Origin of the sequence: uncultured Clostridium sp. (assembly GCF_937920395.1) — a bacterium.
Classification (GTDB): Bacteria; Bacillota; Clostridia; order Clostridiales; family Clostridiaceae; genus Clostridium_AD.
In genome coordinates, this window is sequence record NZ_CALEVF010000373.1 from 1 (window position 1) to 16951 (window position 16951).

Sequence of the window (16951 nt, forward strand, 5' to 3'; positions counted from 1 at the left end):
GAGTCTTAATTAATGAACTCTCAGTCGCTCCTAACATAGGGGCGTGGATTGAAATTATTATGCTATAATTATAACACTAAACAGTATTGTCGCTCCTAACATAGGGGCGTGGATTGAAATACTAATAAAAGTAGATGGAACAACACTCTATGACGTCGCTCCTAACATAGGGGCGTGGATTGAAATACTTAGTACAGACGTATGACTCCGTCGGGTCAGTTGTCGCTCCTAACATAGGGGCGTGGATTGAAATTACAGCACCATTTAGTACGTCCGTATTTAATAGTGTCGCTCCTAACATAGGGGCGTGGATTGAAATTTAATTTGCTAACTATAGCATTCAAGGTTGTTTCAGTCGCTCCTAACATAGGGGCGTGGATTGAAATTCGACGGCTTCCATCTCTTATCTTTATATACTTCTGTCGCTCCTAACATAGGGGCGTGGATTGAAATATTAAGTTAGTTGCGTCATAGGAAAAAATTGTCAGTCGCTCCTAACATAGGGGCGTGGATTGAAATATAGTAATACACGATGTAGGAGCAACGGGGTCTAGTCGCTCCTAACATAGGGGCGTGGATTGAAATATTTACTGCTTTAAATGTATCAATTGCTACTACCGTCGCTCCTAACATAGGGGCGTGGATTGAAATCCTAACGTAAAAGTAGCACTATTATATATTTATACGTCGCTCCTAACATAGGGGCGTGGATTGAAATTTAGAGTAATAGGTATGACAATAGATATAAATATAGTCGCTCCTAACATAGGGGCGTGGATTGAAATAAAGAGCATATGCAACCACAGTATTAAAAGTAGCGTCGCTCCTAACATAGGGGCGTGGATTGAAATTTATATCTTCTTCTGGCATTTTAATTGGTATGCAGTCGCTCCTAACATAGGGGCGTGGATTGAAATTTACCACGTCCTCTCCTCCTCTTATGCTTCCTAACGTCGCTCCTAACATAGGGGCGTGGATTGAAATCATGATGCTAGGTTTGATGTATGTGGGTTGATAAGTCGCTCCTAACATAGGGGCGTGGATTGAAATAGTTTCAACAAGTCTATGAGTATTATAAGCACTAGGTCGCTCCTAACATAGGGGCGTGGATTGAAATTAATGCAATCAAGCACGTAGATAATAAAGGTGTGTCGCTCCTAACATAGGGGCGTGGATTGAAATTAGTATAGAAAATGAGATATTAATTGGCGATAAAGTCGCTCCTAACATAGGGGCGTGGATTGAAATTCTTATCACATCACCACCACTGCCAACACCATGGTCGCTCCTAACATAGGGGCGTGGATTGAAATTAGCTCCATTCGTGCCTTCAATCTAGCTAACATAGGTCGCTCCTAACATAGGGGCGTGGATTGAAATTCATTAATACTCTACTTGGCTGCTGAATGAAATGTCGCTCCTAACATAGGGGCGTGGATTGAAATTTAGATGAATTACAGGCGCTTTATTTGTGCTTAAAGTCGCTCCTAACATAGGGGCGTGGATTGAAATGTATATTCATGCGACATTATTAGTGATGTTGTTAAGTCGCTCCTAACATAGGGGCGTGGATTGAAATAGTTGTGTTGGCATAACTTACTGGTAAGTGGTGCGGTCGCTCCTAACATAGGGGCGTGGATTGAAATCAACTAAGAACAAGCAACAACTACACATAGCATAGTCGCTCCTAACATAGGGGCGTGGATTGAAATTGGTACACATTGGAGAGACAATGATGTATTATTTGTCGCTCCTAACATAGGGGCGTGGATTGAAATTTACTTTGATAGCGATATTAATATAGGAACAATTGTCGCTCCTAACATAGGGGCGTGGATTGAAATATTTTTAAACCAAGCGGGCACAGCCTGGGATAGCGTCGCTCCTAACATAGGGGCGTGGATTGAAATCTATTGGTGGATTAAACCCAGTAATCACTGCACCAGGTCGCTCCTAACATAGGGGCGTGGATTGAAATTAACTATATGAATAAGGATAATATTAGAGTATATGTCGCTCCTAACATAGGGGCGTGGATTGAAATTCTACTATACAAGTAGGAGCTTCTGATGTGTGGGGTCGCTCCTAACATAGGGGCGTGGATTGAAATTTTAATTCTCTTTGTTCATCTGCCAGTACGTTAATGTCGCTCCTAACATAGGGGCGTGGATTGAAATTTTCATCCAACTTCTCATTTCTGCTTGTGCTTTAGTCGCTCCTAACATAGGGGCGTGGATTGAAATAGTTAGTACTTGTCCTACCCATAACATAAATTTAGGTCGCTCCTAACATAGGGGCGTGGATTGAAATATATAGAACGCTTTGATATTGTTATGTAAGTATAGTCGCTCCTAACATAGGGGCGTGGATTGAAATTCCTTGGCACTTTGATAAGTTAGCAAATAAAAGGTCGCTCCTAACATAGGGGCGTGGATTGAAATTTTTAACCAATGTGTAAAATCATTTAAATATAAAAGTCGCTCCTAACATAGGGGCGTGGATTGAAATATAATTAGCATCAGCTTTTAAAAGTTTATGTATAGTCGCTCCTAACATAGGGGCGTGGATTGAAATATATCAAGGGTGGGTTAGACCAAGAGAAGCTGATGTCGCTCCTAACATAGGGGCGTGGATTGAAATATTTAGTTCGTTCATTATTGCACCAACCTTTTAAAGTCGCTCCTAACATAGGGGCGTGGATTGAAATTAAGAAAGAAATCAATTCCAGAAGTTGTTGAAAGGTCGCTCCTAACATAGGGGCGTGGATTGAAATATTTAGTTCGTTCATTATTGCACCAACCTTTTAAAGTCGCTCCTAACATAGGGGCGTGGATTGAAATTAAGAAAGAAATCAATTCCAGAAGTTGTTGAAAGGTCGCTCCTAACATAGGGGCGTGGATTGAAATATTTACTATCTTATACATAGTCGGCTTACTAATGGTCGCTCCTAACATAGGGGGCGTGGATTGAAATAATAAATTATATCCTAACCTGGAACTCTACAGAGGTCGCTCCTAACATAGGGGCGTGGATTGAAATAGGCTGAAAGAGTATATTTAGGCGATACGATTGGGTCGCTCCTAAAATAGGGGCGTGGATTGAAATTAGAAGATTAAAATGCAATAGTAAAACTAAATCAAGTCGCTCCTAACATAGGGGCGTGGATTGAAATATTAGATGTAAGGTCATTATCTTCACGTAAAGCCCGGTCGCTCTTTACATAGAAATGTGGATTGAAATTGTTGATAAATCTCCTCCATATTTTTCAAAAAGTGTTTGACGATATTTCTGACAACCTTTATATAATAATTCTAAATTAGCAATCGTTCATGTTCACCTAATTTAATTAAAGAGATAGTATCGTATGAAAGGGTTATGGCCCTAATAAACGATATAAGCAAGCAAGACAGAGTATTCATAGTGGATGCCCTGTTTAGTTTGTCTTAATGGAAGTTAAATTGTTTATGGATAAAATAAAATTTTATATACCCAAATAAAGTATATGTGGTAAAATAACTAAGTCTTTGTAAAATGTAGAATAAAATATATTATATGACTATACCTGGTGTGTTAATTAGTTATACAGTAATAGAAATAAGATATCAATGATGAATCATCAAATTATAGACGAAGAAGAATGAATATTTTATATGAAAATGAAGAAAGTGTTTATGGTAAGAATATTAAATTAGTATGTACAAGAGCAGCAGGCTATGAAGCATATAGAACAAATACTAATGGAAGTTATTCTGTAAATGAAAGAACATCAAGTCTTTTATAAAATGATCTATTACTAGTATTAATATGTCAGTAGTTATAGAACAGAACAGAATAGAATAGAACATAATAAAAAAGACAAATATTAAAGGGGTAAAAACATATGGTTAGATTAGTTATGAAAGATATATTCTTTCTTAATCAAAAATCAGAACTTGCTACAAAAGCAGATGTTCAGGTAATTCACGATTTGATTGACACACTTAAAGTAAATAAGGAAGCCTGTGTAGGGATGGCAGCTAATATGATTGGTGTAAAAAAAAGAATTATTGTGATCAGTATGGGTGATATTAACGTTCCGATGATTAACCCTGTGATAGTGAATAAATCGGGTCAATATGAAACGGAAGAAGGGTGTCTTTCACTTATAGGAGTTAGAAAAACTAATAGATTCAAGGAGATAGAAGTAGAGTATTTTGATTCGGGATTTAAGAAGCGAAGGGGAAAATACTCAGGATGGATTGCTCAAATTATTCAACATGAAGTAGACCATTGTGATGGGATAATCATATAAAAAAAACGATAAGATAGTTGTTCAAGGTGTGTTTATTACTTTTATTTTCTATTGTTTTATTAGCCAACGTTTTTATAAATGCTTTGGTAGATGTTGAAGCAACCAAGACAGAGTATTCATAATTGATGCTCTGTATATTTTGCCTTGAGATTTTAATTATAAAACTGCACAGGTTATAGTACCTGTGCTTTTAGTTTTTTGCTTAGGATAAAAGATTTAATGAAATAAATTCAAAAATTAGGTTCTTTTTTCTATTTAAAGAACTATTTTAATTGCAAATACTACCTAAATAGAATACAATTTTATTATATTAGTTATATATTTAAGTCTTTTTTATTAGTTTATGTTAAAGTTATATAAATAGAATTTATGTTAGATATCCTATAAGTGAAGAAGTTAAAAGGTAGTTTAAATTTAAAAGGATGGTGTATTTAAATGTTAAATAAACGTAGTACGATAATAAAACCACAGCAACAAGAGGAACTTTACGAAAACATAACATCGGAAGAGACAAGGGTAACAATAACACCAAAAATAATAAAAGAACTATTAGATCAGTCTATAATAGGCCAAGAAGGCGCTAAAATAGAGTTATCTATAGAATTACATAATCATATGATAAGAATCGCAACTGGTATAGATATAGAAAAACATAATATATTACTAACTGGGCCAACAGGTACTGGTAAAACTTTATTAGCCAAAAAATTATCAGAGATTGCTCAAGTCCCATTTGTTATTGGCGATGCTACAAGTTTGACCGAGGCTGGATATGTTGGTGATGATATTGAGAGTATGATATACTCACTTTTAGTAAGGGCAGATGGCGATATTGAACTTGCACAGAAAGGAATTGTATTTATTGATGAACTTGATAAGATAGCCAAAAAGGGTGAAACAATGACTATTACAAGAGATGTATCAGGTGAAGGAGTTCAACAAGGTTTACTTAAGATGGTTGAAGGTAGTGTTGTTAGAGTGCCAGAAGGTGGAGGACGCAAAAATCCCACAAGTAAAATGATTGAAATAAATACAACTAATATTTTATTTATTGCAGGTGGATCTTTTGATGGTATTGAAACTATTGTTGAAAATCGTCTTAAATTTACTCCAAATAATAGATTAAAACAGTTTAGTAAGCCAGGAGTTGTTAGAAAACTAGGCTTTAATGTATCTGACACTGTAGAATCAACTGTAAAGAATTATGAAAAAGATTATGAATATACAAAGTATCTTAGATCAAATATAATTAAAAAAGATTTACAGGAGTTTGGATTAATTCCAGAGTTACTTGGTAGATTTCAGGTATTGTCAAATCTAGATCCATTATCAAGAGATGATCTTATTGAGGTACTTAAGCTTGATACTAGTGTATTTGAACAGTATAGAAAGATATTTGCTTATTTGGGTAAAAATCTTGAGTTTAACGATAATTGCTTTGAAGCAATTGCAGATATTGCTATTGAAGAAAAGATGGGTGCTAGGGGACTCGTTAGTATTGTCTCAAGAGTTTTAAGAGATTTAAGATATAATGCTCCTTCAGAAGACACTAAAGATTACTATGTGGATAAAGACTATATACTTAATGTTTATGGTAAGCTAAATGAGGCATTGCCTATAACAACTGATATAGAAGCTAAAGTAGAATAACAAGTAGTAGGAGAATCACTATAAGTTTCAAAGCAATATATTGAATACTTTTAGTGAATTGAAAAAATGCTTGAGCCATTACCTGATGAGAGATCACTAGAACTAATCCCCAAAATGAAAAAAGATATTCATAAACCAAATTTTTTATTAATTAAAGCTGTAAAAATACAATAATATAGATATAAGGGACTAAGTCTTAAGATCTGTAGATACATAAACAAATTGACTAAATTGTTACTATATGATATTCTATCGTTGAATAAATATATATAGTTTTTATAAATATTAAAGCATAAAAAGGAGTTATAATGAAATACGAATATAAAACACTTGCTGATATTAGACACAAGGTTTTTACTGCTGTAAGTAAAATGGCTTTTGAAGACAATTTAAAAGATATGGGAAATATTCCATATGAGATTATTCCTGGAGATGTGGATAAGTTTAGAGAAAATACATTCATTGGAAGAGCAGTAGTTAGTGAGCGAATCCGCTTGGCAATGGGACTAAATTTAAGACCAAGTGATAAACCAAGAGCAATTACGGAAGGGTTAGAGGAGGCAATAAAGCCTTCAAAATATTATGAACCACCGCTTGTAAATATTATAAAATTTGCTTGTAATGCTTGCCCAACAAATAGCTATGAAGTTACAAATATGTGCCGTGGCTGCCTAGCGCACCCTTGCGTAGAAGTTTGTCCTAAGAGCGCAGTTAGTATAGTTAATGGAAAAAGTTTTATTGATCAGGAAAAATGTATAAAGTGTGGTTTATGTGCTAAGGCATGCCCATATTCAGCAATAATAAAACATGAGCGCCCATGTGCCAAGGCATGCGGAGTGGATGCAATACATTCAGATGAATATGACAGAGCATTAATAGATTATGATAAATGTGTTAGCTGTGGAATGTGTCTGGTAAATTGTCCTTTTGGAGCAATATCTGATAAAAGCCAAATATTTCAACTAATTCAAGCAATTAATCAAGGTGAAGAAGTAATTGCAATTGTAGCTCCATCATATTTAGGACAGTTTGGTAAAAATGTTGGATTTAATGATTTCAAAAGAGCGATGATTAAAATTGGATTTAAAGATGTTGTTGAAGTTGCGATTGGTGCAGATATTTGTACAATTGAGGAGGCAAATGATTTTATAGAAAATGTGCCTAAAAAACTTTCATTTATGGGTACTTCATGCTGCCCTGCGTGGTCTGTTATGGCTAAAAATTTATATCCGGAGTATGCCGAAAATATTTCAATGACTTTAACTCCAATGGTTTTTGCTGCTAGATTTGTGAGAGAAAAACATAAAGATGCAAAGATTGTTTTTGTTGGGCCATGTAGTGCGAAAAAATTAGAAGCTTCTAGAAAAAGTGTAAAAAGTGAAGTGGATTTTGTAATTACGTTTGAAGAATTATCTGGAATGTTGGATGCCAAAGAAGTAGAAATAATTGGTACAGATAAGAGCTTAAATAATGAAGCAACTGGTTCTGGAAGAGGATTTGCTGTTGCAGGCGGAGTCGCTAAGGCTGTAGCTGATTTGATAGTAAAAGAGCATCCGGGATTAGAAGTGAAGATTAAAGCTGCAAATGGACTGAGAGAATGTAGGGAAATGTGTAATGATGCCACAAGAGGAAAGTATGATGGTTATCTCCTTGAAGGAATGGCGTGCCCGGGTGGTTGTGTAGCTGGAGCTGGGTGTATTGTCAAACCTAACGTAGCTGGTTCTCAGGTTAAACAAGCGACTAAGAATTCAGAACTTAAGATTTCAGATGAGTCTAAATATGCTGATAAGATTTACTTGTTAGATGAAAAAAGATTAGAGGAAGAATAGAAAATAAATATTTTTGATGCGATGGAACCCCCTTGAATTCAGGGGGTTTCTTTGTTTTTGGATTACATTTGAGCATTAGTACAATAGGGTTTCTACCTACCATCTTAAGTATATCAATTTTGGGGGTAAGTTTGTTTGAAAGTGTGATTGGTGGTATGCTTGGATATGGAATTTTAATAATAATTAGTAGGATGTCATTTACATTTACAAACCGCATTCTTAATAGGGTTGAAAAATAAAGGAGATTATTATGAAAAGAATTGCAATAATATCAGATATTCATGGAAATTTACCTGCACTCGAAGCAGTGTTTAAAGATATTAGTGATAGAGGAATTAAAACGATTTATTGTCTTGGAGATTTAGCTGGAAAAGGGCCTAGTTCTCCAGAGGTAGTAGATAAAATCAGAGAACATTGTGTAGTTGTAATTAAAGGTAATTGGGATTATTACATGGCTGAAGAATATAATGAACCTTTAATGTGGCATAAAAAGAAATTAGGAGCCCAAAGGTTAAAATATATGAAAGAGTTACCTATATATAAGGAATTTTATATGAGTGGAAAATTATTAAGATTATGTCATGCTTCTCCAAATGATCTTTTTCATAGAGTATATCTTTCAACCGAGAAAAGTGAACGAATGAAATTATTTACACCGACGCCAACGCTAGATATTGAAGCAGATGTAGTTGGATATGGAGATATACATAAAGCACACATAGATACTTTTAATGGAAAAACTACTTTTAATGTTGGAAGTGTGGGTAATCCACTGGACATAACCCAATCCTCATATGCAATAATTGAGGGTAAACTTAACGATAAAATTAAATCATCATTTCTTATATCTCTTGTTAGGGTTCCATATAACATAGATTTAGCTATCAAACATGCTAGAATAACTGATATGCCAGATAAGGAAGAATATATTAATGAATTAAATACTGCAATATATAGAGGTCATAATATTAATACATAATTTTTATAACTAAAAAAGCATCAATATCATAAGGTGAAATTAATTAATAAAAACGCTATGATAAAATCATAGAGTTTTTATTGAGTTAAAATAAATTTAAGTTTAGTGCAACATACCAAAAATCGCACCTGAAATAAAAGGTATTAGCCAAATAAACCATACAATAATACTAAATTTATGGAAATTAGTTTTAGCTTTTTCTTCATTCTTAATCAAAACGATTGTTGCCCAAAGTGCATGTAAAAGCATTAAAATTATTGCTAACAAACCTGTTATGCCGTGAAAATTAATTTTAAAACCTTCGTTTACAATTTTACTCATAAGTGTTGTTCCTAAAGTATCAAATACCAAGCCTAAGTAAAAAACTAACAAATGCCATTTTTTTAGTTTACCTTGTCTTTTTTCACTCCATACACCGATTGTATAAAATATAAGTGCTAACGTAATAGAAATAATTGCATAGAGTAACATAATAATACCTCTCAATTTATAGCTTTTTTAATTTAAATTCATATGGATATTGTTGATTATAAAATAATTAATACTATGTGTCAATATAATTTTATTGGAATAGAAATAATGTTATTATTATCATATAGAGTAACAAATTGTTTTTTAGGAAAAGATTTTGGTAGTATACTAATGATTGGAAAGATAATTTGTATGGATTAAATAGATAAACTTACAAATATAATTTAGGAGGGAAAAATATGATAGATTTAGAAACTCTAAGTGTAGAAGAAATGACTGGCCTTAATTACATGTGCTCATGTGGCAAAAATCATAGTGTAGGTATAGAAACTATAAAGGTTGGAGGTGGTGTTATAAATCTGTTGCCAAATGTAATGGAACGTTATGAAGGAATGAAAGTGTTTATAATAGAAGATACTCATACTTATGATGTTGCTGGTGAAAAAGTAGAAAATTTATTAAAAAATAAGTTTAAAATAAATAAATACATATTTAAAGAAGAGCATTTACATCCTAATGAATTATCTTTTGGTAAATTAATATTAGCAATTCCTATAGATACGTCAATTATAATTGCAGTAGGTTCTGGAACTATTAATGATATTTCAAGGTTCCTAAGTTATAAGCTTGGCATTCCTTATGTAATTGTGGGGACAGCACCATCAATGGATGGTTACGCATCAGTAGTATCACCACTTATTAGGGATGGAGTAAAAGTTACTTATGACGCTGCATATCCACTCGCAATTATTTGCGATATTGACATTATGAAGAGGGCACCCATGCAAATGCTTCAGGCGGGACTTGGAGATATCTTAGGCAAATATACAGCATTAGCTGATTGGCATGTTGCGAACATTTTAAATGATGAATATTTCTGCCTTGAAGTTGAAAAATTAGTAATGAGTACTTTAAAAAAGTGCGAGGAAGCTGCAGCTGGAGTTACAAGTAGAGATTTTAAAACCGTAAAAAACATAACTGAAGCATTAATTTTATCAGGGATTGCTATTGGAATGGTTGGAGCCTCAAGACCCGCATCTGGAGGAGAACACTATATGTCACATTGTTTTGAGATGATGTTTATGAATAGTGGGAATAATACAAAATGGCTTCACGGTAATACAGTAGGTGTAGGTGTTGGAATTGTAGCTTATGCATATAAATATGCAAGAGATATAGATATTAATGAAATGCTTGAAAAGGGTGACTATTTACATCTCGATAAAAATAAATGGATGAAAAATATTATAGATGTATTTACTATAAGTGGTGAAAATATTATTGAATTTAAGCAAGGTAGTATTAATTTTAATGAGAAAGAAAGAGAAGTTACTATGCAAAAGATAGTATCTAAGTGGGATGATATAAAAAATATTTGTGATGTATTTGTACCAGAGCCTACTGAAATAATTAAAACTTTGAAAAAAGCAGGAGCAGTGTGGAATCCTAAAGATTTGGGGTTTGACAAAGAAATATTTAGAAAAAGTTTTATTGCTGCAAAGGATATGCGTAATAGATATGGTATTCTTCAGCTTCTTGAAGACATAGGAAAAATTGATGACGCTGCCGATTATATAACAAATATTTATTATAAATAAAATAAAATTTCTATTAAGGTAATCATGTTGAAATGAATTCGACATGATTACCTTTTTCTTTACTTTAGTGTTTGTTTAGACTAAAATACAAAACAATACACGCTAAATTTTTAAAACTGTTTGTTTGTAATTATATGCAAATAGCAAACAGTTGTCCAACATGGTATACTTTAAACGGAAAATATGTTAATATATAGTAAAATATATGACGAATATAAAGTTAATATAATAAAAGGGGTTGTTTATATGAACATTGCTTATACCAGGGTAAGTTCAAATCAGCAAAGTGACGACAGACAATTTTCAGAACTTAAAAATTACAAAATAGAAAAATGGTTCAATGAAAAATTAACTACAGTCGAAATCTGCCCACAATTAAAAGCAATGCTTGACTTTATAAGGCCTGGAGATACAATTTTCGTGTGTAATTTTAGTAGGATTGCTAGATCAACTAATGAACTTCTTGTTTTAGGTAAACGATTAGAAAGTAAGGGAATTTATTTAAGAAGCATTGATGAAAAATTAGATACTAGTACCGCAACGGGTAAACTTATGTTTACTATGATTGATTCAATTATCGAGTTTCAAAAGACTACTTTATTAGAACATCAAAAAAAAGGTATTGCCATTGCAAAGGCAAATGGAAAATACAAAGGCCGTAAAAAAATAAATTATCCATCAAATTGGGAAGATATTTATAAAAAGTACAAGGACAGAGAATTAACAGGAACTAGATCAATGGAGTTATTAAAACTTAAAAGAAATACTTTTTATAAGCTGGTTGATGAATATAAAAAACAAAATAAGTAAGAATAGAAAAAAATTAAGAAATGTTATATATAGAAAAATAGTGAAACTGTTGTATACTGTTTATAAAGGTATTAATTAAGTAATGTAAAGAAGTGATTTTTTATTAAAAAGGGGTATAAAAATGATAAGGGATGCAAATTTAAATGATTTACCTGATATTTTAGAAATTTATAATGATGCAATATTACATACGACAGCTGTATATGCTTATAAAGCGCTCACTATTGAAGAGAGAATACAATGGTATGAAAAAAAGATTCAAGAGGGATATCCTATAATTGTAGTTGAGGAAAATAGTAAGGTAATTGGATTTGCTACATATGGTTCATTCAGACCATTTCCGGCATTTAAATACACTATTGAACATTCTATTTATGTTAATGAAAAACACTTCAATAAAGGTATAGGAACCATACTACTTAAAGAGATTATACGGATTTGTGATGAAAGAAAAATTTCAACTATGGTAGCTGGAATTGATGATTCAAATGATAAAAGTATCAGAATGCATGAAAAGTTAGGGTTTAAATATTCAGGTACTATAAATAGGGCGGGATATAAATTTGAGAAATGGCTTAATCTAGTTTTTTATCAATTAGAACTTAAAGGCCCTGATAATCCAATTGAGAATTAAATAATACAATTACATAGAAAGTAGGGAAGACATCATGGGTGAATTATGTGATATTTACGATATTAACGGTAAAAAAACTGGAAAAGTCTTTGAGCGTGGTCAAAATTTAAATGATGGTGAATTACAGCTAGTCACTGATATTTGGATTATTAATAATAAATCGCAAATACTAATCCAAAAGAGATCAAAGGATAAAGTGATTTCTCCAAATATTTGGGCAACCCATGGTGGATGTGTAGCTACTAATGAGACTAGTTTAAATGGTTGTATAAGAGAGGCTCATGAAGAAATTGGAATTTTACTTAATATTAAAGATATACAACTATTAACTAGAAGTATTAGTGATACTTTAATAATGGATAGCTATATAGTGATACATGAATTTAATATTTCATTAGCTATATTACAAGTAGAAGAAGTTGGCGACCTAAAATGGGTATCTCTTAATGAATTAAAGGATATGGTTAAAAATAAGTGCTTTTTTAATTATCTAGAACTACCATATGTAATTAAGTTTATTAATAGTCAAAAATTGAACAAGAAATAATAGTGGTTATACATAATTATTTATAAATTATTAAAATTTACTTTATTACCCAATAGAAAGGGGCTAATATGGAACCTTTTACAGAGAGAGTTGTAGAAATAATTAAAGGTATACCTGAGGGAAAGGTGATGACTTACGGTCAAATTGCAGCTCAAGCTGGAAGTCCTAGAGGAGCAAGGCAAGTAGTTAGGGTTCTTCATACCTTAAGTAAAAAATATAAACTGCCTTGGTATAGAGTTGTAAACATAAAAGGGGAGATTAGTATCAATGATTGTGAATCTCATAATGTGCAGAGGATGTTTCTTGAAAGTGAAGGTATAAAATTTAATGAACACAATGTTATAGATCTGAATGAATTTCAATATCATTAGCACTGCAAGTTGTATGGATTTTACATTATAGATATTTGACTAAAACAATCAAAAATACTCCATAATAGTTTATGGAGTATTTATACTACTAATATTATTATAATAAGTACATAATTAATAGAAAGTAGTTGCTATGCTTTTTTACTTCTGAATATAAACACGATAATATTAACAGCAGATAGTCCTACTAAGATGTATATAAATCTAGCAAGGAATGGAATAGCTCCAAAGATGGTGCTAACTAGGTTGAAATTTAATAACCCTAAAAGTCCCCAGTTTAATGCACCAACCAATACAAATATAAATGAAAGTTTGTCTATAGTAGTAAGCTTATACATAATTACCCCCACACTATTATAATTATTTCTAGTTGTTTAAATTATATTAGAAATATAATATTTTAGAACTACTTAATGATTTCTTTAAGGTATTATTAATATGTGTGGAGATGTATTTATAATTCAGAAGATTATATAACTAGCTTATACGAACATTTACATTACTATTGGCAATATTGTATGTTATAATATGAATGATAATCGTTTTATATCTTAATATGTACGTGTGGAGGCAAAATATGAGAAATACTTATAATACACCATTAAATAGTAGATACGCATCGAAAGAAATGAGTTTCTTATTTTCAGATGATATGAAATTTAAAACTTGGAGAAAGCTTTGGGTTGCATTAGCTGAAGGTGAAAAATTATTAGGACTTAATATAACGCAGGCTCAAATAAGCGAACTTAAAGCCAATGTTGATAATGTGAATTATGAAGTTGCTGAAGAAAAAGAAAAAGAAATAAGACATGACGTAATGAGCCATGTATATGCATATGGGGTCCAATGTCCAACTGCAAAGGGGATAATACATTTAGGGGCTACTAGCTGTTATGTAGGCGATAACACAGATCTTATCATAATGAAAAAGGCTTTATTGTTAATTAAAAAGAAATTAGTTAATGTAATTAGTAAATCATCAACATTTGCATTAAAATATAAAGATATTCCTACTTTAGGTTACACTCATCTGCAACCAGCACAATTAACTACTGTAGGTAAAAGAGCAACACTATGGATTCAAGATTTAGTTATGGATTTAGAAAATTTGGATTTTGTAATTGATAATATTAAGTTACTTGGAGTAAAGGGGACTACCGGAACTCAAGCTAGTTTTATGAACTTATTTGAAAATGATGAGAAAAAGGTTAAAGACTTAGATAAATATGTAGCAAATAAAATGGGATTTGTTGATACATATCCAGTTACTGGTCAAACTTATTCTAGAAAAGTAGATTCTATAATACTAAATACACTTTCAGAAATAGCTCAAAGTGCTTATAAATTTAGTAATGATTTAAGAATACTTCAAAGTATGAAAGAATTAGAAGAGCCATTTGAGAAAAAACAAATCGGATCTTCTGCAATGGCATACAAAAGGAATCCTATGCGTTCTGAACGAATTAGTTCACTTTCTAGGTACATTATAGTAGATTCATTAAATCCTGCTATAACAGCTGCAACACAGTGGTTTGAGCGAACACTAGATGATTCAGCTAATAAGAGAATATCTGTGGCTGAAGCGTTCCTTGCACTTGATGGAGTATTAAATTTATATATGAATATAGCAGGGAACATGGTTGTATATGAAAAGGTAATTACTTCTCATGTAAACCATGAGTTACCATTTATGGCTACAGAAAACATCCTTATGGAAGCAGTTAAAAAGGGCGGAGATAGACAAGATCTTCATGAACACCTTAGAGTTCATTCTATGGCTGCAGCAAAACGTGTCAAAGAAGAAGGGCTAAATAATGATCTTATAGAAAGAATTATAAATGATCCAATCTTTAAGATGTCAAAAGAAGAGATTATAGCTGTTATTGATCCAATTAAATTTGTTGGAAGGGCTCCAAGTCAAGTAGTAGACTTTATAGCTGAATATGTAAATCCAATACTCGCAGCTAATAAAGATGCAATTGGCGTTGAAACCGCTATAAACGTATAATATTATATAATTTAAACTTTAAAAAGCTATCAGTAAAAAAACTGGTAGCTTTTTAATTTCATAAAAATAAATAGTAAAATATCATTAATACAGGAGTAAAAACCATAGATAAAGAAAAACAGTTTAATTATATTTCAAAAAAACATGATTTTTACCCCTCTTTTGTAGTATAATAATGTCGTGAAATGTAAGTTTCACGACATTATTACGTATTTTGGAGGTAGCTATGAAATCTGATATAAATGGTATTTATAAAAATGAACTCCCACAGTTTCTAAATGATTATTTTAATTATTTAGCTACGATTAAAGGCTGTTCTATTAATACGATTGTTGCTTATACTGCTGATTTATCATTATTATTAAAGTTTATAAAAATGTATAAAGGTTTAGTAACATCTGATAAGGACCTAAAGCTTGAGGACATTGTAATTAACGACTTAACCTTAGATACATTAAAAACTCTTACATTACAAGATTTATATGCCTTTATCTCCTATCTTGGTAAATACAGGGCTAATGGCAATTATGCTAAGGCTAGAAAAATTGCATCCATAAAGTCCCTTTTTAAGTATTTAACTACTAAAGCTAAAGTACTAACTGTAGATCCAACAATAGATTTAGAGTCCCCTAAGCTTGGTAAAAGAAGCCCAGTTTTCTTAACATTAAGTGAAAGTAAAGCCCTGCTCGATGCCACAATTTCTCGAGATAAACATTCTATTCGTGACCATAGTATTATTACATTATTTCTAAACTGTGGTCTACGATTGTCAGAACTTTGTAGTATAAATTTATCTGATATGAAAGAAGATACATTATCTGTAATTGGAAAAGGAAATAAAGAACGAACAATTTATTTAAATAAAGCATCCCTTAGGGCAATCTATAAATATTTACCTATTAGAAATATGAACATAGATAAAATTCATGTTGAGGATAAAGATGCCCTCTTTATAAGTGGAAAATTTGGAAGAATTAATAAAAGAACTGTAGAGAGAATTGTAAAAAAGCATATAGGAGATGCTGGTCTCAATAAAAATAAATATACTCCTCATAAATTAAGACATACTTCAGCTACCCTCATGTATAAATACGGGAACGTAGATATTAGAAGTTTGCAAGATATATTAGGTCATGAAAATATTTCTACTACTCAAATATATACTCATGCGGATGATGAAAAACTAAGAAATGCGGTTAAGTCGAATCCCCTCTCTGATGAACAATAAAAAAGAGTATATGCTATCACATCAGTGATAATATATACTCTTTTAGCCTTTAATTCTATATGATTTGTAAGTACTGTTTATACCTTCTTAAGTCTTATAAGGCCTGGAAATTCCTCTTGAAGAAATTCTGAATTATCTTCTTCGTCTTCAAGTAACTCTTTTGCCCCATCTATATCATCTATAAATTCCCAAACTTCATTATTTTCAGGTATGTATTTGTCTTTATTTAGTTTCTCTTGCTTTTCCTCAGCTAAAAATGCTTCATAAGCTTCAATTTTTGATGCTTCCTCATCTTTAGATGATTCTTCATCTTTATTTTCTATGGCCTCTGTCTCTAAAGCAGGTTCATCAATTTTATCCACATTATAAATATCATCATCTAACTTTCCTGTACCCGCATCCTCAAAGACTTCATCGATTTTTATAGCCTTAACATCAAAACCTTCAAGTTCTAAACATTTTCCACAGTTATCACATTTCTTATTTGAATTTAATTCGCAGACTTCACAATCACCACAGTCATTACAAATTTTCT

Annotated in this window: 16 protein-coding genes and 1 CRISPR repeat array; of the genes, 13 read left to right on the forward strand and 3 right to left on the reverse strand. The window is 32.0% G+C overall.

What is annotated here, in order from left to right; all coding sequences use genetic code 11:
- The first annotated feature begins 23 nt into the window (after positions 1-23).
- Positions 24-3240: direct repeats of the CRISPR family, unit length 32 nt; unit sequence GTCGCTCCTAACATAGGGGCGTGGATTGAAAT.
- 397 nt (positions 3241-3637) lie between these two features.
- From Q0649_RS21820 to Q0649_RS21840, 5 genes are all read left to right on the forward strand, one after another.
- Positions 3638-3781, forward strand: coding sequence for a hypothetical protein (locus Q0649_RS21820; protein ID WP_298846873.1), 144 nt, complete (start codon positions 3638-3640; stop codon positions 3779-3781).
- A gap of 99 nt (positions 3782-3880) precedes the next feature.
- On the forward strand, positions 3881-4291 hold the full coding sequence (locus Q0649_RS21825) for a peptide deformylase (protein ID WP_298846875.1): 411 nt from the start codon (positions 3881-3883) through the stop codon (positions 4289-4291).
- Between the two features lie 435 nt (positions 4292-4726).
- Positions 4727-5941 (forward strand): ATP-dependent Clp protease ATP-binding subunit ClpX, encoded by a 1215-nt coding sequence (gene clpX, locus Q0649_RS21830; protein WP_298846877.1) that lies wholly within the window; start codon positions 4727-4729, stop codon positions 5939-5941.
- A gap of 308 nt (positions 5942-6249) precedes the next feature.
- On the forward strand, positions 6250-7770 hold the full coding sequence (locus Q0649_RS21835) for a 4Fe-4S dicluster domain-containing protein (RefSeq protein WP_298846879.1): 1521 nt from the start codon (positions 6250-6252) through the stop codon (positions 7768-7770).
- 250 nt (positions 7771-8020) lie between these two features.
- Complete coding sequence (locus Q0649_RS21840) at positions 8021-8749, forward strand: metallophosphoesterase (protein WP_298846881.1); 729 nt, start codon at positions 8021-8023, stop codon at positions 8747-8749.
- 102 nt (positions 8750-8851) lie between these two features.
- Here Q0649_RS21840 and Q0649_RS21845 read toward each other — a convergent pair whose 3' ends face one another.
- Entirely contained in the window at positions 8852-9220 is a 369-nt protein-coding gene (locus Q0649_RS21845) for an HsmA family protein (RefSeq protein WP_298846883.1), read from the reverse strand.
- Between the two features lie 42 nt (positions 9221-9262).
- Between Q0649_RS21845 and Q0649_RS21850 the strand changes: the two genes are divergently transcribed.
- The 6 genes from Q0649_RS21850 (at position 9263) to Q0649_RS21875 (ending at position 13180) form a co-directional block, all read left to right on the forward strand.
- Positions 9263-9421 (forward strand): hypothetical protein, encoded by a 159-nt coding sequence (locus Q0649_RS21850; protein WP_298846885.1) that lies wholly within the window; start codon positions 9263-9265, stop codon positions 9419-9421.
- A gap of 38 nt (positions 9422-9459) precedes the next feature.
- Positions 9460-10818 (forward strand): sn-glycerol-1-phosphate dehydrogenase, encoded by a 1359-nt coding sequence (locus Q0649_RS21855; RefSeq protein WP_298846887.1) that lies wholly within the window; start codon positions 9460-9462, stop codon positions 10816-10818.
- Between the two features lie 246 nt (positions 10819-11064).
- On the forward strand, positions 11065-11628 hold the full coding sequence (locus Q0649_RS21860; protein ID WP_298846889.1) for a recombinase family protein: 564 nt from the start codon (positions 11065-11067) through the stop codon (positions 11626-11628).
- A 121-nt stretch (positions 11629-11749) separates the two neighbouring features.
- Positions 11750-12262, forward strand: a complete 513-nt coding sequence (locus Q0649_RS21865; RefSeq protein WP_298846891.1) for a GNAT family N-acetyltransferase — start codon at positions 11750-11752, stop codon at positions 12260-12262.
- Between the two features lie 34 nt (positions 12263-12296).
- Positions 12297-12809, forward strand: a complete 513-nt coding sequence (locus Q0649_RS21870) for an NUDIX domain-containing protein (RefSeq protein ID WP_298846893.1) — start codon at positions 12297-12299, stop codon at positions 12807-12809.
- 68 nt (positions 12810-12877) lie between these two features.
- A complete protein-coding gene (locus Q0649_RS21875) occupies positions 12878-13180 on the forward strand; it encodes an MGMT family protein (protein ID WP_298846895.1) in 303 nt (100 codons plus the stop codon).
- A 131-nt stretch (positions 13181-13311) separates the two neighbouring features.
- Here the strand turns inward: Q0649_RS21875 and Q0649_RS21880 are convergent, their stop codons facing one another.
- A complete protein-coding gene (locus Q0649_RS21880; protein WP_298846897.1) occupies positions 13312-13518 on the reverse strand; it encodes a DUF378 domain-containing protein in 207 nt (68 codons plus the stop codon).
- A gap of 239 nt (positions 13519-13757) precedes the next feature.
- Between Q0649_RS21880 and purB the strand changes: the two genes are divergently transcribed.
- Complete coding sequence (purB, locus tag Q0649_RS21885; RefSeq protein ID WP_298846899.1) at positions 13758-15188, forward strand: adenylosuccinate lyase; 1431 nt, start codon at positions 13758-13760, stop codon at positions 15186-15188.
- A gap of 226 nt (positions 15189-15414) precedes the next feature.
- Positions 15415-16416 (forward strand): tyrosine recombinase XerC, encoded by a 1002-nt coding sequence (locus Q0649_RS21890; protein WP_298846901.1) that lies wholly within the window; start codon positions 15415-15417, stop codon positions 16414-16416.
- A gap of 77 nt (positions 16417-16493) precedes the next feature.
- Here Q0649_RS21890 and Q0649_RS21895 read toward each other — a convergent pair.
- Positions 16494-16951, reverse strand: a 458-nt coding sequence (locus Q0649_RS21895) for a hypothetical protein (RefSeq protein WP_298846903.1), incomplete at its 5' end; no start/stop codon positions are given.